The sequence below is a fragment of the Cytobacillus kochii genome (genome assembly GCF_044790165.1).
Lineage (GTDB): Bacteria > Bacillota > Bacilli > Bacillales > Cytobacillaceae > Cytobacillus > Cytobacillus kochii.
This window is the reverse complement of the sequence record NZ_CP085254.1, coordinates 2,818,428-2,837,634: the sequence shown is the minus strand read 5'-3', so window position 1 is coordinate 2,837,634 and position 19,207 is coordinate 2,818,428. Positions and strand designations below refer to the sequence as shown.

Annotated in this window: 16 protein-coding genes; 15 read left to right on the top strand and 1 reads right to left on the bottom strand. The window is 37.4% G+C overall.

Annotated features, from left to right (window positions below; genetic code table 11):
* Window positions 1-363: 363 nt before the first annotated feature.
* On the bottom strand, window positions 364-1,272 hold the full coding sequence (gene metA, locus LG276_RS14490) for a homoserine O-succinyltransferase (RefSeq protein ID WP_224937508.1): 909 nt from the start codon (window positions 1,270-1,272) through the stop codon (window positions 364-366).
* A 188-nt stretch (window positions 1,273-1,460) separates the two neighbouring features.
* Here metA and LG276_RS14485 point away from each other — a divergent pair, with 188 nt between their 5' ends.
* The 15 genes from LG276_RS14485 to LG276_RS14415 all read left to right on the top strand — a co-directional run bounded on the left by LG276_RS14485 (window position 1,461) and on the right by LG276_RS14415 (window position 19,205).
* A complete protein-coding gene (locus tag LG276_RS14485) occupies window positions 1,461-3,143 on the top strand; it encodes a formate--tetrahydrofolate ligase (RefSeq protein WP_289434028.1) in 1,683 nt (560 codons plus the stop codon).
* 24 nt (window positions 3,144-3,167) lie between these two features.
* Complete coding sequence (locus LG276_RS14480) at window positions 3,168-3,674, top strand: hypothetical protein (protein WP_251161874.1); 507 nt, start codon at window positions 3,168-3,170, stop codon at window positions 3,672-3,674.
* Window positions 3,675-3,913: 239 nt separating this feature from the next.
* A complete protein-coding gene (locus LG276_RS14475; RefSeq protein ID WP_251161873.1) occupies window positions 3,914-5,797 on the top strand; it encodes an ABC-F family ATP-binding cassette domain-containing protein in 1,884 nt (627 codons plus the stop codon).
* 83 nt (window positions 5,798-5,880) lie between these two features.
* Entirely contained in the window at window positions 5,881-7,005 is a 1,125-nt protein-coding gene (locus LG276_RS14470) for a conserved virulence factor C family protein (protein ID WP_251161872.1), read from the top strand.
* A gap of 442 nt (window positions 7,006-7,447) precedes the next feature.
* On the top strand, window positions 7,448-7,798 hold the full coding sequence (locus LG276_RS14465) for a hypothetical protein (RefSeq protein ID WP_251161871.1): 351 nt from the start codon (window positions 7,448-7,450) through the stop codon (window positions 7,796-7,798).
* Window positions 7,799-8,356: 558 nt separating this feature from the next.
* The gene (locus LG276_RS14460; RefSeq protein WP_224937519.1) at window positions 8,357-8,791 is read left to right on the top strand and encodes a BrxA/BrxB family bacilliredoxin; all 435 of its coding nucleotides are present in this window, start codon (window positions 8,357-8,359) and stop codon (window positions 8,789-8,791) included.
* Window positions 8,792-8,889: 98 nt separating this feature from the next.
* Window positions 8,890-9,666, top strand: coding sequence for a class I SAM-dependent methyltransferase (locus LG276_RS14455; protein WP_251161870.1), 777 nt, complete (start codon window positions 8,890-8,892; stop codon window positions 9,664-9,666).
* A 270-nt stretch (window positions 9,667-9,936) separates the two neighbouring features.
* Window positions 9,937-11,103, top strand: coding sequence for an LL-diaminopimelate aminotransferase (locus LG276_RS14450; protein ID WP_251161869.1), 1,167 nt, complete (start codon window positions 9,937-9,939; stop codon window positions 11,101-11,103).
* Between the two features lie 25 nt (window positions 11,104-11,128).
* A complete protein-coding gene (locus LG276_RS14445; RefSeq protein ID WP_373370919.1) occupies window positions 11,129-11,713 on the top strand; it encodes a YpjP family protein in 585 nt (194 codons plus the stop codon).
* 90 nt (window positions 11,714-11,803) lie between these two features.
* Window positions 11,804-12,574: a TerC family protein gene (locus LG276_RS14440; protein WP_224937523.1), complete on the top strand. Its 771-nt coding sequence runs from the start codon at window positions 11,804-11,806 to the stop codon at window positions 12,572-12,574.
* Window positions 12,575-12,705: 131 nt separating this feature from the next.
* Window positions 12,706-13,917 carry an HpcH/HpaI aldolase/citrate lyase family protein gene (locus tag LG276_RS14435; RefSeq protein WP_251161867.1) on the top strand — a complete coding sequence of 404 codons (1,212 nt, stop codon included), beginning with the start codon at window positions 12,706-12,708 and terminating at the stop codon, window positions 13,915-13,917.
* Window positions 13,826-15,184, top strand: coding sequence for a phosphoribosyltransferase family protein (locus tag LG276_RS14430; RefSeq protein ID WP_404292207.1), 1,359 nt, complete (start codon window positions 13,826-13,828; stop codon window positions 15,182-15,184). The genes LG276_RS14435 and LG276_RS14430 overlap by 92 nt, the downstream gene beginning before the upstream one ends.
* A 25-nt stretch (window positions 15,185-15,209) precedes the next feature.
* Window positions 15,210-16,295 carry a cysteine protease StiP family protein gene (locus LG276_RS14425; protein ID WP_251162024.1) on the top strand — a complete coding sequence of 362 codons (1,086 nt, stop codon included), beginning with the start codon at window positions 15,210-15,212 and terminating at the stop codon, window positions 16,293-16,295.
* Window positions 16,292-17,137 carry a hypothetical protein gene (locus LG276_RS14420; protein ID WP_251161865.1) on the top strand — a complete coding sequence of 282 codons (846 nt, stop codon included), beginning with the start codon at window positions 16,292-16,294 and terminating at the stop codon, window positions 17,135-17,137. The genes LG276_RS14425 and LG276_RS14420 overlap by 4 nt, the downstream gene beginning before the upstream one ends.
* 436 nt (window positions 17,138-17,573) lie before the next feature.
* A complete protein-coding gene (locus LG276_RS14415; protein WP_404292205.1) occupies window positions 17,574-19,205 on the top strand; it encodes a YceG family protein in 1,632 nt (543 codons plus the stop codon).
* The last annotated feature ends 2 nt before the right edge of the window (window positions 19,206-19,207 follow it).

The following is a 19,207-nucleotide window of genomic DNA, read 5'->3' as shown; positions in this document are numbered from 1 at the left end:
TATTTAAAAGGGCCTCAAAAGAGAGGCGCTGCTCATGGGCGATGAAAGTGACAATAGGGAGTAGTGCAAAAAGGGGAAAACACCGCTTTTGATAAGGAAACTGACCTGATCATAATGCAATAATGAATCTCAGTTCTTAAACTACTGTTTCCCAAGGGGAGGAATTAAGAATCTCTCAATAATAGTTCTCCTATTGCACGAAACGGAGTAATCAAATTATTGCCGAGATGCTGTTTTGACCGTTTTTGTCAGAGTAGAATCCTCTTAATTGTCAACGGCATAGTTCTTCAAAATCAATTCCCATTCACAATGTATGCAACATAAAAAAGTAGCCAATCCGTATATTCTACGGATTGGCTATTTTTAATCCCATTCATAAGGTGTTTCTTGATAAACATAATAATTTAACCAGTTGGAGAATAATAGATGGGCATGCGAACGCCATTTGTTTTTTGGTGTCTTGGTTGGGTCATCATTGGGATAATAGTGATTCGGAATGGTTATGGGCAATCCTTTTGCTCGATCTCGCTCATATTCTTCAGCAAGTGTCGTTGCTTCATATTCAAGGTGACCGGTAATCATAATTTGTTTACCTTCATTGGCGCTCATAATAAAAGCACCCGCTTGAGGTGATGCAGCAAGAACCTTGACCTTACTATGATTCTTTAACTCTTCTAATGATATATCCGTATGCCTTGAATGGGGCGCGACAAAAGAGTCATCAAAACCGCGTAATAAGTTTTCTGACCAATTTTCTACATCATGGTCAAACACGCCGAAACATTTTTCCGGTAGCTCAAACTTATCAATATTGAAATGATGGTAAAGTGCTGCTTGTGCGCCCCAACAAATATGGAGTGTACTCGTGACATTGGTTTTTGTCCAGTCCATTATTTCTTTTAACTCTTCCCAATAATCGACTTCTTCAAAGGAAAGTAATTCAATCGGAGCACCCGTAATAATCATACCATCAAATTTTTTTTGTTTGATTTCAGAAAATGTTGAATAAAACTGCTCAAGATGTATGTGGCTTGTATTTTTTGATTGATGTGTAACTGTTTTCAACAAGGTAATATGAACTTGAAGCGGTGTATTACCTAATAACCTTAATAAATGGGTTTCTGTTTTTTCTTTTTGCGGCATGAGGTTTAGTATAAGTATGTTTAATGGGCGAATATCTTGCCCCTTAGCGCGACCTTCATCCATAATGAATATTTGCTCTTCCTCGAGAATTTCCCGTGCTGGAAGTCCTTGTGGAATGGTAATTGGCAAGTGATCATCCCCTACTGTGTGAAATTTCAATAAACTTATTATAAAGACGTTTAACTTATTGAGCAACCTGAAAACCTTAAAATTATAATTAATTTGAAAATTTCTCGTCACATATCATTATTTAGATTTAGGAAGTGATACAATAGTAACGCTTGCAATGACAACTGGTATAGAGGAGAGGAAAAGCGATGGGGAAATATGTGAAGTCAGATATTGAAATTGCTCAAGAAACAACGATGAAACCAATTCACCAGATTGGGGAAAAGCTCGGACTTACAGCCGATGATCTAGAGCAATTTGGTAAATATAAAGCGAAACTTACAGCCGAAACACTTAAAAGAGTGGAAGATAAGGAAAATGGGAAATTAATTCTTGTTACAGCCATTAACCCCACACCTGCAGGCGAAGGGAAATCTACTGTTACTGTAGGTTTAGGTGATGCATTAAGTCTGTTAGGGAAAAAGTCGATGATTGCCATGAGAGAACCCTCTCTAGGTCCAACAATGGGCATTAAAGGTGGTGCGACAGGAGGGGGATATTCACAAGTCGTACCGATGGAAGATATTAACCTTCATTTTACAGGTGATATTCATGCGATTACTACAGCAAATAATGCCTTATCTGCCTTAATCGATAATCATATCCAACAAGGAAATGATCTTAAAATTGACCAGAGAAGAATTATTTGGAAAAGAGTGATGGATTTAAATGATCGTGCGCTAAGAAATGTCATTGTTGGTCTGGGGGGACCTGCTCAAGGTATTCCGCGAGAAGATGGTTTTGATATTACAGTGGCCTCTGAAGTAATGGCAGTACTATGTTTAGCGAAAGACCTACATGATTTGAAGAAAAGATTAGGCAAAATGATTATTGCTTATAATATTAACAAACAACCGGTTACGGTGGCTGATTTAGGTGCTGAAGGTGCTTTAACCCTTTTATTAAAAGAGGCGATAAAACCTAATTTAGTACAAACTCTTGCACATACACCTGCACTTATACACGGTGGACCATTTGCGAATATTGCACATGGTTGTAATAGTGTGATCGCGACAAACACGGCATTGAAGTTAGCTGATTATGTTGTAACAGAAGCGGGATTTGGCGCCGATTTAGGAGCAGAGAAATTTTTACATATAAAAGCGAGAAATATGGGTGTAAGTCCTGATGCAGTTGTCATTGTGGCGACGATTCGTGCACTTAAGATGCATGGGGGCGTCGCTAAGGAAAATCTCAGCTCAGAGAACACGGCTGCACTAGCAAAAGGATTTTCTAATTTAAAAAAGCATGTTGAAACAGTTCAGAGTTTCGGATTGCCTTTCGTTATTGCACTTAATCGCTTTAATGGTGATTCTACAGATGAAATTGAGACTTTTAAAGAGTTGTGTGAGGAGCAAAATATACAATGGTCACTAACAGAAGTGTGGGCAGAAGGAGGAACTGGTGGCTTACAGTTAGCAGAGAAAGTGTTAGAGCAAATTGCAAAAACAGACCAATCGTTTACGCCACTTTACCATTTACATGACAGCTTAGAACAGAAAATTGAAACAATTGCTAAAAATGTGTATGGTGCAAGTGGAGTTGAGTTTACATCGAAAGCAAAGAAACAATTAGCCGATTTTGAACGCTTTGGCTGGTCTCATCTCCCTATTTGTATGGCTAAAACCCAATACTCATTATCCGATGATGCAGCAAAATTAGGTCTTCCTTCTGACTTCACAATAACTATAAGAGAATTAAAGCCCTCTGTAGGTGCCGGTTTTATTGTGGCATTAACAGGAGCGGTTATGACAATGCCTGGGTTACCTAAAGTACCTGCAGCGATGCAAATGGATGTGGATCAACAAGGACAAGCGAAAGGATTATTTTAATCAATATAAAGGGGAACTGATACATTGTTTGACCCAATAGCTTTTGATAATATGAAGGTTGTTTTAGAGGGGCATATTTATGATTTTGATTTAACGGGTGAAATGAAGATAATCGATCGAAATGATTGGATGAATCTAGCGAAATTTAGCCGACGCTATGACATCACATTTACGGATACAACCGTTACTAGCACTTTATCAGCAAAAATTACCTTACAGGCCAATTTGCAGCAAATTACGGCAGAGTTGCAGCCTGCGCACCCATTTACAAATGAAATCGGTGCTCATCTATCCATCACTTTTATCCTGCAAAAACAGGAAAAAAATAAGTTAGAATCAGCTTACGAGCAAGTCGTTAAACAATGGGGGAATCGCCGTACCGTTCAACAACGATTAATAAAGGTAGAGAATGAATGGACGCAAGAGATAGTGGTCAGTTTTGACAGACTGATAACAGAAGATCAATTAGAAGACTTACTTGATTTAATTGACCACACACAACAAACATTAATAGTATTAGATCAATATTAGAGGTTTGAGACAATAGGTGAGATGGTATTCTTACATGGTAACGCTAAAAAGCGGAGCTTAGTAGAAAAATCCAGTTCCTAATGTCTCGACTTTTTTTTATAAAAAATTGTATGAGTAAAGTTGATAAGCATGAATATATCACGGATCGCCATTTTTCATGTTACAATTAGCTATTAGAATAGTTAATAGCCTAACCGCAATATAGCTGGATTAGATAGATTAATGAATGGATGGTCGAAATGAAAAATATATCTTTAGAAAATATAACAAAAACTTACGGTGAAAAAGAGCTATTTAAGCAAATTAATTTTACTATCGGAGAAAATGACCGCGTCGGCTTAATTGGTGTAAATGGAACAGGAAAGTCATCACTGTTAAAAATCGTCGCTGGTATTGATTTGCCTGATGCTGGAGAGATTATTGCGCCTAAGGATTATTCAGTCTCCTATGCTGAACAAGAACCTAAATTAGACGAACAATTGACTATACTTGAACAAGTATTTGCAGGCGATTCTCCTTTACTCGTTCTTTTAAGAGAGTATGAGCAAGCATTAATCGCTTTGAATGAACATCCAGATCATAGCGAAGTACAGGAGCATCTTTTCCAATTACAAAAAAAATTAGATGCTAATAATGGATGGGAAGCAAGTACAAATGCCAAAACCATCCTAACAAAACTAGGTATTGCCGATTTTGAAAAAAAAGTTGGTGAATTGTCAGGCGGACAAAAAAAACGGGTAGCGTTAGCACAAACGTTGATACAAGATAGTGATTTATTAATTCTCGACGAGCCAACGAATCATCTTGATCATGAATCGGTTCAATGGCTAGAAGAGCATCTTACCCGATACCGGGGAGCGATTCTGCTTGTGACACATGATCGCTATTTCCTTGATCGTGTGACAAACCGGATGTTTGAACTTGATGCGGCACAATTATACAGTTATAAAGGTAACTATGGAGCATTCCTTGAGGCGAAAGCGATCCGAGAGGAGAATGAGGCGGCTGTAATCGATAAACAACGGAATTTATATCGTAGAGAGTTAGAGTGGATGAGACGCGGTGCCAAGGCGCGAACTACCAAACAAAAAGCGCGCATAGATCGTTTTGATCAATTAGATGAAAAATTGACAAATGTTACTTCAAGTGAAAAATTAGACATGTCTTTAAGTGGTAGTCGTTTAGGAAAGCAAGTATTTGAGTTGAAATCAGCGACAAAATATTATGGTGATTTAGCCATCCTAAAAAACTATGACCTGCTAGTGAAACCAGGTGACCGACTAGGCATTATTGGTCAAAATGGGACAGGAAAAACCACTTTTCTAAATATTTTAGCCGGCAAGTTACCGTTAGACAAAGGTGAGAGAATCATCGGTCAGACGGTTAAAATCGCTTATTACACACAGGAAAGTGAAGAAATGGATGAGAGCAAAAGAGTGATTGAATACTTAAAGGAAGCGGCCGAAGTAATCGAAACCACTGACGGAAAAACGATATCTGCTGCACAAATGCTTGAGCGTTTTCTGTTTCCACCTTATATGCATGGTACATTAATTAGAAAACTTTCAGGTGGAGAAAAACGTAGATTATATTTATTGAAAATCTTAATGACTTCACCGAATGTGTTGCTTTTAGACGAGCCGACAAATAATCTTGATACACAGACGTTAACGGTGCTAGAGGATTATTTAGAAAGCTTCGCTGGTGTGGTGATAACGGTTTCACATGATCGTTATTTTCTCGATAAAGTCGCCACTCAATTACTTGTATTACAAGGAAATGGGGAAATAACTAGTTATTATGGGAATTATAGTGAATACCTTGAAAAATCAAAACAAGCATCAAGTAAAAAAGCGGAAGAGAAAAAGATAGTAGAAGTAAAGGAAGAAAGTAAACCAAAAAAGAAAAAGCTTTCCTATAATGAAGCAAGAGAATGGGAGCAAATCGATGACAAAATGGAAGCGATTGAAAGTCGTTTGAAAGAAATCGATGAGGATATGAACAATATTGGTAGTGATTTCGAGAAAGCTCAACAGCTCATGGATGAACAAAAAAAGCTAAATCATGATTTAGAATATCTAATTGAACGTTGGAGTTATCTGTCTGAATGGGCAGATGCTTAATCAATGTAGATAAATGAAAGTAGACGATGATTTATGTTAGAATAATTATCATGAGAGAATAATTAAAGTAAAGGGTGATTTCATTGATTATAAAAGCGATTGAACCTACACCAAGTCCAAATACGATGAAGGTGATCTTAGATAAAGAACTGCCTATGGGGACAAGCAATAATTACAAAGTAGGTCAGGCTGAAGGTGCGCCGGAAGTTATTGTTGATATCTTAAAAATAGATGGGATTAAAGGTGTCTATCATGTAGCCGATTTTCTTGCAGTCGAACGAAATGCGAAATTCGATTGGAAAGATTTACTTCCTCAAGTGAGAGCAGCCTTTGGCGAAGAAGCTGAGAGTGCTGGGGGAACGGAAGTTAATGAACATTTTGGTGAAGTACAAGCTTTTGTGCAAACGTATAAAGGCATACCGATGCAAGTGAAATTAACAGATGGTACAGAAGAAAAGCGCTTTGGCTTACCGGAACTTTATGTTAAAGCTGTAGGTGATGCACAAGCACCTGATGATAATGTAGTCATGGTAAGAAAGTGGAAAGAACTAGGAGTGCGTTATGGTGAATTCGAACAAGTAGGTAAAGAAGTAGTGGATGAGATTCTAGCTGCATACCCAGAGGAAAGAGTAAAAACACTCATCACTGCAGCCCAAAGTCCAGAATCAGAAGAAGCATTGGCACCAAGAGTCCGTCTTAAACTTACTCCAGATGATTTAAAAGAGGAGGACTGGCGTATACGCTATCAAAAGCTTGAGCAAATGGCTGATCCTTCCTTAGATGATTTAGATGTACTTGACTTTGCCCTTCAAGATGAAAAAGCGTCTGTGCGAAGATTAGCAACTGTGTACTTAGGGATGATTGAAGACGTTCAAGTGCTACCTTATCTATATAAAGCGCTAACAGATAAATCGGTCACAGTGAGAAGAACGGCGGGGGATTGTTTATCAGATCTAGGCTTCCCAGAAGCTTCTGAAAAAATGATGGAAGCATTATCTGATAAAAGCAAGCTGGTTCGCTGGCGTGCAGCAATGTTCCTATACGAAGTAGGCGACGAAAAAGCGCTTCCTGCCTTAAAAGAAGCTGAAAATGATAATGAATTTGAAGTAAGTCTGCAAATTAAACTAGCAATTGAAAGAATTGAGCAAGGCGAAGAAGCAAAAGGATCTGTATGGAAGCAAATGACAGAATCACGAAAGAATGGATGAGTTAGAAGGACACCTGCATGCGCAACATGCAGGTGTCCTTTTTCAATCATTATCAGTATACGATGAAGAGTAGTTAAATTTTTTGTGTTAGAACTGAGCATAAGCAGGGTTCAGTACAAAAGAAACGAGATCAAAAAGTAGAGATAGAGACATAGATATAGAAGGTTTTTACATCAGCAGGAATAGTGTTATGTCGAGTTGTGTGCGTGCCTGCATGAGTTGAGTGAAAAAGAGTGGGTGAACTGGAATTGCACGTCGACCAGGTTTGAAAAAGGGAATGAGAGCTATGCAAACAGGTTTTGCAAATCACTCAGGCTCGCAAATAGGGTAGAGAGCAGTGCAAACAGGTTTTGCAAGTCACTACTCAGGTTTGCAAGTGAGGTTGAGCGCTTTGCAAATTGGATTTGGAAGTCACTCAGATTCGCACATAGGGTAGAGAGCAGTGCAAACAGGTTTTGCAAGTTACTCAGGTTTGCAAGTGAGGTTGAGCGCTTTGCAAATTGGATTTGGAAGTCACTCAGATTCGCAAATGAGGTTGAGAGCAGTGCAAATTGGATTTGCAAGTCACTCAGGTTTGCAAGTGAGGTTGAGCGCTTTGCAAATTGGATTTGGAAGTCACTCAGATTCGCAAATGAGGTTGAGCGCTTTGCAAATTGGATTTGGAAGTCACTCAGATTCGCAAATGAGGTTGAGAGCTATGCAAATTGGATTTGCGAGTCACTCAGATTCGCAAATGAGGTTGAGAGCAGTGCAAATTGGATTTGCAAGTCACTCAGGCTCGCAAATAAGGTAGAGAGCAGTGCAAACAGGTTTTGAGTAATGAGAGCTGTTTCAAATATGATTAGAAATATATCTGAACGTCTAGGGTTTAAACAAGAAGGTATAAACTGTGACGCTGTGTTCATCAACGGATGTTCTAACAGTACTGTCCATTATAGTTTGCTTAGAAAAGAGAGGAAGGGCAATCAATAGTTACTTCGGCTAGTTGCAGTTTTTATGGCTAATTGACTAACCTCAGGCAAAATTTATAGTAAGACTATTCAAATATGGGTTCTTTCGTTTGTTAGTTAATTAATGTGTCTGGGTATGCCTCCCTTTGAGACGTGCGATACCACCGCACTTTTGGTGTTATCTGAAAAAAACACATACATCAACACCTCAAAAAAGGTGGAATCCAGCCATAGACTTAGAAGCATCCGCCCAGTCATAAATATCTTGGATTTCCAATTATTCAATCGTCTATCGTCTACCATGAGCTATTCCTTTTATATCGGAGAACGATAACTTTGCAATATAGGCTTGAAATATAGTATGCTTACTGTGCAATCATTAGTAAAGGAGGGAAATATTTATGTCTATGGCTTATGAAGAGTATATGAAACAAGTTGTGAAGCCGATGAGAGCTGAGCTTGTTCAGGCCGGTTTTAGCGAATTAACAACTGAAGAACAAGTAAACGATTATATGGAGCAAGCAGAAGGTACAACATTAGTTGTCGTGAATTCTGTTTGTGGCTGTGCAGCAGGATTAGCAAGACCAGCAGTGACTCAGGCTGTATTAAATGCAGAAAAGAAACCAGACAATTTAGTGACAGTTTTTGCTGGTCAAGATAAAGATGCAACAGCGAAAATGCGTGAATATTTCACAGGTATTGAGCCGTCTTCTCCATCTATGGCCCTTCTTAAAGGGAAAGAAGTGGTACATTTTATTCCACGTCATGATATTGAAGATCACTCTATGGAAGAAATTATGCACAATTTATTAGCAGCGTTTGATAATAAATTATAAAAAGGATCACACGATAAAAGGTGATTGAATGCAGCAGTTAGGAGCACTCTTATCCTGACTGTTGCTTTTTAATTTCAATAAAATAAGTAGGTGTTTTGATGTTTGTTACAACATCAGCAAGGACAAATCCTGACGAAACCAATAAGGCAAAACAGGTAGCAATGACGCTGAACCTTCCCTTTTTACATAGAAGAAAAAGAACAATAAAGAGTATGGTCAATCAATACGAAACGAACGGAATTGTCGTTGGAAAAGGGCGAATGGAACTATATAAAGTGGGTGAGGAAAGACCTTTTTTCTTTCATCCTAGTTCAGCAATGTTCCGCCTTAAGCGTTTGCAAAAAGGTGAACATGATCCTTTGATAGAAATTTGTCAACTAAAAGCGGGTTCTTCTTTTCTTGATTGCACACTTGGGCTAGCTTCAGATAGCATTGTGGCAAGTTATGCTGTAGGTGAGACCGGGAAGGTAATTGGGTTAGAAGCAAGTAAAGTGATAGCGTATTTCGTTGGTCAAGGTCTGAAAGAATGGCCAAATGATAACGTAATCATGAAAAACAGTATGGAAAGAATCGAAGTAGTTCATGATTTAGCCATCGATTACTTGAAATCTGTAGCTGATTCTTCCTTTGAATGTGTCTATATTGATCCCATGTTTGAAACAACGATAAAAGAATCGTCTAATATCAATGCATTACATTCGATTACATACAAAGGTGATTTAACTGATGAAATGATTATTGAGGCGAAGCGCGTGTCTAAAGAGAGAGTGGTATTGAAGGATCATTTCCGTAGTGAAAGATTCCAAGCCTTTGCATTTCAGCAAATCAAACGTAAATCAGCGAAATTCCACTACGGTGTGTGGGAAAAAAGATAAAAAGATTGCTGTTGCCTTCCTAATGGCTACAGCAATCGAAACTAATAATGGTAAACGTTTTTTAATCAGTGATGCACATATAAACAAAGTAAGCAAGTAGTACTAAACCACCAACAAGCGCAATCCAACTAGAATCCATTATGTACCTTCCCCCTTCTTATATTCTTATTTGTATATATCCCCCAAAAAAGCAGCAATTAATCATGAACCAATGCCCAAAAAGTGATAAAATATGGTAGAATAAAAGAAAAATTTTGTGAGGCAATGAACATGAATATTCAAATGGCAGCGAGAATGGAGCAATTCCAAGAGAGTATTTTTTCGGAACTAGCTGAAATCAAGCAACGGAAACTAGAAGAAGGCATAAAAATAATCGATCTTAGTGTCGGTAGTCCCGATTTACCACCTCCTCCCATTATAACAAAGATGATGGGCGAAATGGCAAGTGATCCAAAGCTTTATGGTTACACATTAAAAGGGATTCCAGAGTTTCATGAGGCAGTGGCGAATTATTACAGTAGAAAATACGGCGTAACCCTTGATGCGAAGGAAGAAACCACGTTACTGATGGGCTCACAAGATGGTTTGGTCCATTTACCAATGGTGCTTTGTAATCCTGGTGATATAGTACTCGTTCCAGATCCTGGTTATACAGCGTACGAAGCAGGTGTGAATCTTGCAGGAGGGCAAATGTATCGTATGCCGTTAAAAGAAGAGTATGATTACTTACCTTCTTTCGCTGATATTCCAAAAGAAGTTAGTAAAAAAGCAAAGTTAATGATTCTAAATTATCCTGGAAATCCGGTTCCTGCCCTGGCGACAAAAGAATTTTTTGGACAAGCAATCGATTATGCGAAAGAAAATGAGATTGTCATTCTCCACGATTTTGCTTACTCTGAATTATATTTTGAAGAGGCGCCAATTAGTTTTTTATCAGTGGATGGTGCGATGGATGTAGGGATTGAAATGAACTCGTTATCTAAAAGCTTTAATATGGCAGGGTGTCGTGTGGCTTATGCTGCAGGAAATCGTAAAGTTATTTCTCTTCTAAGTAATCTAAAGTCTAACCTTGACTATGGCGTTTTTTATCCTATTCAAATGGCTGCTGTACAGGCGTTAGCTGATGATTCGTCCTTTTTAGATGAATTGAGAGCGGTCTATAAAAAAAGAAGAGATTCTTTTGTTCTTGGATTACGAGAAGTAGGTTGGGATGTGGCTTTACCTAAAGGGTCGATGTTCGTATGGGGGAGATTACCGGTTGGAATGAAATCTAAGCCATTCGCACTTGAATTAATTGAAAAAGCAGGAGTTGTTGTAACACCTGGAATTGCCTTTGGTGAATGGGGCGAAGGTTATGTACGCATGGGTATTGTCCAATCAGAAGAAACATTATTAGAAGTTGTTTCCCGTATTGAGAAAAGTGGCATTTTTAAATAAATAATGAAAGTCATCTGAGGAGGAGATACACTTGCCGAGTTGGTTAAGAAAATCATTAGTGGTGATGGTGACAATCTTTACATTTGGATTGGTGACACCAACGAGTTTATTACCTATTCAGCATGATGAAGATAAGTCGCCAAGAAAAGCAGTTTTAGCTGAAAGCTTACCAGATGTAAGTGTAGAAGAAACTTCACAAGTTTCGAGGGAGGATTTTATAAAGGAAATGGTTACTTCCGCGGAAAAGCATTCATTCGAAAAGTTTGGTGAAAAAATTAAACCGGTCATTGAATCAGAATTTCAAATCGTCATACTCCCTAATATAGAAAAGGCGATTTCAGAAGTTGCAGAGCAGTATACAGAGGAGAATCTGCATCATTTGAGTATCACTGAAACGGCCTCTGCGGGCGTTTCAGAACGAATTTTTCATATAGCAGATGAGACAAAGCAAAAAGATGTCATTCGTTTTCATGTCAGAAGAGATCATCCACCGCAGCAAGGTTATTGGTTTAATTTCCATTATCATACTGCCTATGATCAATTCCAAACTCACCATGAACTTGGATCCATCTATTGGGATAAAAATACCCCGCCAAAATGGATGAGTTAATTTCAAAAATTGAAACTTTTCTAGTACATATTCGTATATACTAGGTGAGGAACGATAGTATATAAAGTTGATCAGGGGGAAAAATTCACTATGGAAATTATCGATGGAATCCTACATACCTATTCTAGTTTCTTTGATTGGGATATGTGGGTTGAGGCATTATCTCGACCAGATGCATGGGTGCTGATTGGCACATTGGTCATTTTAGAAGGCTTGCTTTCAGCCGATAATGCGCTTGTCTTAGCAGTAATGGTTAAGCACCTACCACCAAAACAACGAAAGAAAGCACTTTTTTATGGGTTACTTGGCGCTTATTTCTTCCGTTTTTTAGCGATAGGTGTAGGTGTATTTTTAATTAAATTTTGGTGGATAAAAGTGTTAGGAGCCGCTTACTTAGGCTGGTTAGCTATTAAATATTTTATCGACAAAAAGAAAGCAGAAGAAGCAGAAGACGAAGAAGCGTTGGAAGGAATCAATCAACGAGGCTTATTAATTCGTCTGTTCGGGACATTTTGGGGAACAGTTATTGCCGTTGAATTAATGGATATTGCTTTTTCAATTGATAGCATTTTAGCAGCACTAGGTGTGAGTCAAGAAATATGGGTACTTCTTGTTGGTGGTATGCTAGGTATCATTATGATGAGGGGTGTTGCAGGAGTATTCTTAAAATTAATTGACCGTGTACCTGAACTTGAAACAAGCTCTTATATTCTTATTCTATTAATCTCTTTAAAGATGTTGTTAAGTGCAGGAGGTATTCACATTGATCATATGTATTTCTTTGGTGTACTTGTGATTGTTTTTGCAATTACTTTTATTGTACATGCGAAGAGAAAACGTACTGAAGCAGCAGGCTCATAAGAAAAAGGGATGAATTGCTTCATCCCTCTTTTTTCACTCCATCAATCTCTTCCAATATCTGATAATAATTGCAATTATTTCTGGGTCCCCTCTATTAAATTTTTTCCGAAATTAAAAAAAGGAGTTGGCGTATGAGGTTATTTACAGATTTATCTCAAGCTGCACTAGATGAGTACTTTTTTAAAGAACCGACGACATTTAATAAATACACACCGAAGAATGAGCTTGCATATGCATTAGCAGCTACCCTTTATATGCCTGCAACACGTCCTGCTATCCATCAAGATTTGATTAATAAAAAGCACGCTGGTCTAACATCAGTTGTCATTTGTTTGGAAGATAGTATTGGTGATCTGGAAGTGGAAGTAGCGGAAAGGGGGTTGCAGCATTCATTACATAAACTTCGACAAGATATTTCTAGAGGCTTTATTACATTAGAAGAATTGCCATTGCTTTTTATTCGTATAAGAAATAAAGAGCAGTTAGTCCGGTTAATCACTTTATTTAAAGAGGAATGGCAGTTACTAACTGGTATTGTCATTCCAAAATTCTCTTCAATCGATGGTGAAGAAATGCTGCAACTCGTAAGTGATTTACGAAATAGTGGCCATGAATTATATGCGATGCCAATCCTTGAAACGAAAGAAGTTCTATTTAAAGAAACAAGAATGGAAGAGTTAAAAAAACTAAAGGGAATATTCGATAAGTACGCTCATTTTATTTTGAATATCCGGATTGGGGCGACAGATTTTTGTGGACTATTAGGAATAAGAAGAAACACATCCACTTCAATATATGATATTGCTGTATTGAGAGATTGTTTAGCAGACATTATGAACTTTTTTCAAAGGGCACCTAATCATTACTTACTTTCTGGACCTGTTTGGGAGCACTTTGTTTCTAAAGAAAAAGTTAACTTACTAAGTAATCAAACGGAGCAAATCATGGAATCCTCGTCATTTATGAACAAACTGCCGAAAGAGATGAGAGGATTCATAGCAGAAATATTGCTCGATATTAGTAATGGTATCATCGGAAAAACGATTATACATCCCACGCAAATTACGCCGGTACAAGCTTTAAACACTGTGACTTATGAAGAATACAATGATGCAATGGATATATTAAATCATTCAAATGGGGCCCATGGTGTGATGAAAAGTGCCAGTCAGAACAAAATGAACGAAATGAAGCCCCATTATGATTGGGCAAAGAAAATAGAGTTAAAATCAAGAGTTTACGGGGTGCTAAATGAACAATACAACACAATTGATTTCTTCCAACAGTTATCACATGATAGACGTCATCGAGCCCATGCAGGTGAAGCTAAATATCAACTATAATCCTTACCATTTTAAATTCGATGAATTATTCCAGATGGCAGCAAGAAAGAATAAAAAAAGATCCTTTTTATTCGTTAGTAAAGTGTTAGGAAAACATCTGCCTATCTCGCCGGCAAAAGGATTAGCAACGGGACTGTTATTAGCAGAAAGCTACCTAAAGGATGTGGAAGGGAAAAAGCTTTCGCCGTCATCACCCTTTGTGGATGTACTGAAAAATAAGCAAACGAAATTTAGTGATACAGCATTTATTGGCGATCAATATTCTCCCATCATTATTGGTTTTGCAGAAACTGCGACAGCGCTCGGTCAGGCATTTTTTCAAGCGTTTAAGAATGCAGATTATTTTCATACAACGAGAGAAGATCTTTTAAGCGTTGAATCGATCATTCATTTTGAGGAAGAGCATTCACACGCTACTTCTCATCGTTGTTATATCGATGCCAATTTGTTGCAAAATAGTCGGGAAATTATATTAGTAGATGATGAAGTGACGACTGGAAAGACAGCGCGAAATATTATCACATCATTACATGATAAGTTTCCGAGGAAGCATTATACTGTTGTTTCTATTCTTGATTGGAGAAATGAGACCAACAAGAATGCATTTATTGAATTAGAGGAAGCGTTAGATATCACTATACGTCATATATCCCTTCTTGCTGGCGAGGTTGAAGTAGATGGGAACCCAGTTATTAAGGAGGAAGAAAGTGTAGACCTGTACCATCCATCTACAGAAATGAATGAAATTTACATAGAAAAAGAATTACCTATGCTGTTTGCTTCTAAGTATTATCCTACGACAAATCAAAAGTCTCCCTTCCACACTGTTCCTTATATTGCTGAGAGTGGTCGATTCGGTTTGGATAGTAAAGTGAACGTTTTATTAAATTCAAAAGCAGAGAAGGTTGCAACATTTCTTGATCAAAAAAGAAAGGGTAAACATATTTTATGTATCGGCACAGGTGAGTTTATGTATTTGCCAATGAAAATAGCTAGCTTAATGGAGGGGAGTGTAAAGTATCAAAGTACAACCCGTAGCCCTATTCATGTCCATAATAAACAATCCTATGGTGCACGCTTTGGTATGACTTTTCCTAGCCCTGAAATGGAAGAAGTGGTGAACTATATCTATAATATTCCACCGGAAACATATGATGAAGTATTTATCTTTTTTGAAAGATTAGTAGATGAACAGGTTTTAAGCAAGTTTTTACAACAGATAAAGATACCAAGTATTCAAGTCGTCTTTTTGAAAGGAGTGAGGTGATTTGACTATTGTCGCCAGGCAGCCTATGTTTGGGTCATATGACCCGAGAGAGGTCACCTTTCTTTTAAAGGATTTAAGTCATATCCGTTTAGAAGATACAACAGAAAACAGAGAACACGCCATTCAATCAGGTGCTCATTATAGTGAAACCTTACCAATAGAATACCAGCCACCAAAAGCGTATATCGACCTTTTCTTTCGTTCTTTAGACGAATTTAAAGAGAAAGTGGCTATAAGTATAGCTGTTGTAGCAGAACAGATTTATGCAGCTAAAGGCAAACAGACAGTTTTGGTTTCACTAGCGAGAGCAGGTACACCAATAGGCATTTTAATTAAAAGATATTTGTTTTTTAAATACCATGTAGATTTGCCACATTATAGTATTTCTATTATTAGAGATAGAGGAATCGATGAAAATGCCCTTCACTATATTTTAGAAAAACATTCAAAGGGAATGATTCAATTCGTAGACGGTTGGACAGGAAAAGGTGCCATTTCGATAGAATTAACAAATGCATGCCACTTATTCTTTCATAAATATGGGGTGAAAATTGATGATACATTGGCTGTTTTAGCTGACCCTGGCCATTGTACAACCGTATTTGGAACGAGGGAAGACTTTTTAATTCCGAGTGCTTGCTTAAATTCGACTGTCTCTGGACTTGTCAGCAGGACGGTCTTAAATAATCAATGGATTGGTGAAAAGGATTTTCATGGGGCGAAATATTATCATCATATGATTGATGAGGATTTATCAAACATCTATTTAGACACAATAACTCAGCAATTTCAAAAAGTTGTTTCTATAGCAAAGCAGGAAGCAAGTAAAATAGTGGATGGAAATTACGGAGCGACCTTTTCAGGTATGAATGAAATACTAAGAATCCAAAAGGAGTTCGGGATCGAATCTTCTCATTTCGTTAAACCAGGTGTAGGTGAAACGACGAGAGTAGCTTTAAGAAGGGTACCTTGGAAAATACTGATTAAAGATAAAAAGAGTCCTTATCTAAAGCATTTGTTTGCACTTGCTGAGGAGAGAAAGATTGAATTGGTTCATTATCCACAAATGAGCTATACATGTTGTGGGCTAATTAAGAAGGTTATCCAATGAGAGGAGGAATTTTTGCCTCAGATTTAGATCGGACATTAATCTATTCAGAGACAGCGATATCGCAATTGGAAGAAATTCCAAGTAAAACTGCAACCGTTGTTGAATATAAAAATAATAAAGCTTTATCTGTGATGAGTGATCGTGCCATAAAATTATTACAACAAATTCGCAATACCCTTCTGTTCGTGCCAATTACTACACGAACACGGCAACAATTTGAGCGGATTGAATTTCCTTTTAGCCATCGTTATGCAGTTGTTGCCAATGGCGCACAAATTCTATATAATGGTCAGCCTTTGCTTAATTGGGAAGAAAGTATCAAGCGAGAAGTCTATGATAAGAGTGGAACGAAAGAGAAGCTATTGAATCATTTATTCCCATTTAAGATAAAGGGTAGATTGCGTGAAGCAGATGGTTGGTTTTTCTACTATGTGCTAATGGAAACATTGTCAGATTGCCAATTGGCTGAAATACGCCTAACTGCAGAAGGGCTTGGATGGCGTATTTCTTTGCAAGGTAGAAAATTATATTTTATACCCAATGCGATTAGCAAAGGTAGGGCACTACAGTATATCGTAGAAAATGAAGGGGCCCAATATTTATTCGGTGCAGGAGATTCATTATTAGATTATGACTTTTTAAAAATTTGTGATGAATCATTTGTTCCTGCTCATGGAGAACTGGCTCAACATTTAAAAAAGTCTTCTCATTGGTTAACAAAGGAAAAAGGGATACTGGCAACTGAAGAATTTCTTACTAAAATACTTCAGACAGTTACCAATCCTGCGGACCAGAGCGAAAGATCCGATTTACAACAGAAAATACAACCAATCCAGCTGTGATAAAGAAAATAAAGATCATGCTCGTGTAGAAAATGGACTGGTGAACTGTATAGGTGAATAATGAAAGAAAGGCAGCCAAAAAGAGTAAATCAAGCATTATAAATATTGAGGAATTTAAAGTTTGTTCTAGTATTTTTAATTCTGAATCGATATTAGGTAACTTGGAACGCTTCGCTAACATTCTCATTTTTAATCCATCCTTTGATTACATTTATCCTTTCGTTTGAAGCAAATACAGGTATCCTTAGTAATGCAACTATATGCATAACCACAGTAAATGGTGAAAATGGCAGAAGCCCTTATTCAATAGCTTCATATCGTAACTAATTATGTTAAGATGAAATGGATACGTGTTTATAATCATTGTTTCTAAAACAACAATATATATACAAATTGAACCTGTAAGACGAATGTATTAAAGGGAAGGGATCAGTCAATGAATGTCACTCATAGTCATGTGAAAAATATCCGAATGGCAGTTACATATGAAGGGTATAAAGAAGCATTAAAAACGCCACTAAATGAAAGGCCGATGTATGAGGTGGCCAATCGTACACTTACTTATAATCAAATCTTTCTCCGGTTATTAGGTGTACCATTAGACGAGGATGCCTATTATAATGAACTGTTTGACCTAGCTCATGATCCAACGTTCGATATTTCAGTAATCGGTGAAGACCATTTAGACAAATCGATGAATAATGAACATTTTAAGTCCATTCAAAAGGTTATTAATATCCATAGAGATCAGCAGCTTTCAATTAATCGATTTGTGGCATTTTTAGATGGGGAAGGATTACTACTTCGTTCAGAACTACCAGCTATTCAGCGTAAAATCCGCGAAGCATTAATGGAAACATTACAACTTTTCTCTGATAAAGAGGAAGGTGGGCTTAAGCATAATGATTTGCGTAGAATCTTAACAGATCTTATTAAATGGTCTCATAACCATTTGGGAGAAAGCTTAACCAACGCTGATTTAACAGTAAAGCTCCCGAAATTTATTTGGTATGGACCTTATAAAAAAACGCATGCTTACTTTATTTACTATTTACTTTCGCTCGGTTGTGATGTGATTTACATATCACCTAGTGGAGAAGATGCGTTTGCCTCGTTTCAATTAGATTGGGCAAATACTCCGGTGCATCATTTTCAAAATAAGAATGAGGCTGAACCTTTTCCAACTGAAAAGCGACAAAGAAAATCGACCGTTGCCTATCGTGCATCAAAAGAAATAGAATCGATACTTAATCAAGATGGATCAGGTATTTTTAAGCCATGGCAATTACGAGAATATTTGCCCGCGTCGCTTACGTTGAAAACAACTTATGATGAACTTTTTCTACTTGTTAAAGAAAAGGCGATGATTCGCCCTAATTTTGAAGTGGCAGGCAAGGTTGTGAAAATTCCGCACGTATTTGCAAAAATTCAAGGTGTCAGTAGAGACCGCAAAGAATACTGGGAAAGGCTTCACACACTTGAGGAAAACGATCATAGTTATTTAATCCGCTCTTTTCCTTTTTCAAAAGGGGTGAGCAGCGATTATCGCTACCATTATCGTAATGCACTTGATCAAGACGGATTAGTTGATCCAGATAAAGTGATGAATGCTCATTTTTGGACTTACAAGCATTTACCTAATGGCTTACAGCAAGGGATAGCCTATGCGATAAGAAAAATTTGTGAAAAATCATTATTAAAAAAACAAGCAAATGAATCTGAAGAAGATTTAAAGGTTTATATTTTCGCTCAAAGTATGCAACTCCAAGGTAAGATGCTACAACTCATTCAACGTTTTGATTATTCACAAGATGTACCTAAGCTTATCTTATATAACAACGAATTAAATGGCTTAATGAGTCGCCATGATGCCGTATTGCTACTTTTAATGAATCAGTTCGGTGTGGATATCACTGTTTATAATCCAGCAGGACATAATGATATTGAGAATTATATTGATGAGCGTTTATATGATGTTCATTGGTTGGAAGATGTCATTTTTGAATTAGAGTATAAAGAACCATCTTTCATAAAATCTGCACTAACTAAAATTTTCAAGAAGTTATAAAG

Bases quoted from the DNA above. Each gene is read 5' to 3' on its own strand.
- LG276_RS14460 (WP_224937519.1), top strand. From the start codon at position 8,357: ATGTCTATGGCTTATGAAGAGTATATGAAACAAGTTGTGAAGCCGATG.
- LG276_RS14450 (WP_251161869.1), top strand. From the start codon at position 9,937: ATGAATATTCAAATGGCAGCGAGAATGGAGCAATTCCAAGAGAGTATT.
- LG276_RS14455 (WP_251161870.1), top strand. From the start codon at position 8,890: ATGTTTGTTACAACATCAGCAAGGACAAATCCTGACGAAACCAATAAG.
- LG276_RS14425 (WP_251162024.1), top strand. From the start codon at position 15,210: ATGTTTGGGTCATATGACCCGAGAGAGGTCACCTTTCTTTTAAAGGAT.
- LG276_RS14485 (WP_289434028.1), top strand. From the start codon at position 1,461: ATGGGGAAATATGTGAAGTCAGATATTGAAATTGCTCAAGAAACAACG.
- LG276_RS14475 (WP_251161873.1), top strand. From the start codon at position 3,914: ATGAAAAATATATCTTTAGAAAATATAACAAAAACTTACGGTGAAAAA.
- LG276_RS14440 (WP_224937523.1), top strand. From the start codon at position 11,804: ATGGAAATTATCGATGGAATCCTACATACCTATTCTAGTTTCTTTGAT.
- LG276_RS14420 (WP_251161865.1), top strand. From the start codon at position 16,292: ATGAGAGGAGGAATTTTTGCCTCAGATTTAGATCGGACATTAATCTAT.
- LG276_RS14435 (WP_251161867.1), top strand. From the start codon at position 12,706: ATGAGGTTATTTACAGATTTATCTCAAGCTGCACTAGATGAGTACTTT.
- LG276_RS14415 (WP_404292205.1), top strand. From the start codon at position 17,574: ATGAATGTCACTCATAGTCATGTGAAAAATATCCGAATGGCAGTTACA.
- LG276_RS14430 (WP_404292207.1), top strand. From the start codon at position 13,826: ATGAACAATACAACACAATTGATTTCTTCCAACAGTTATCACATGATA.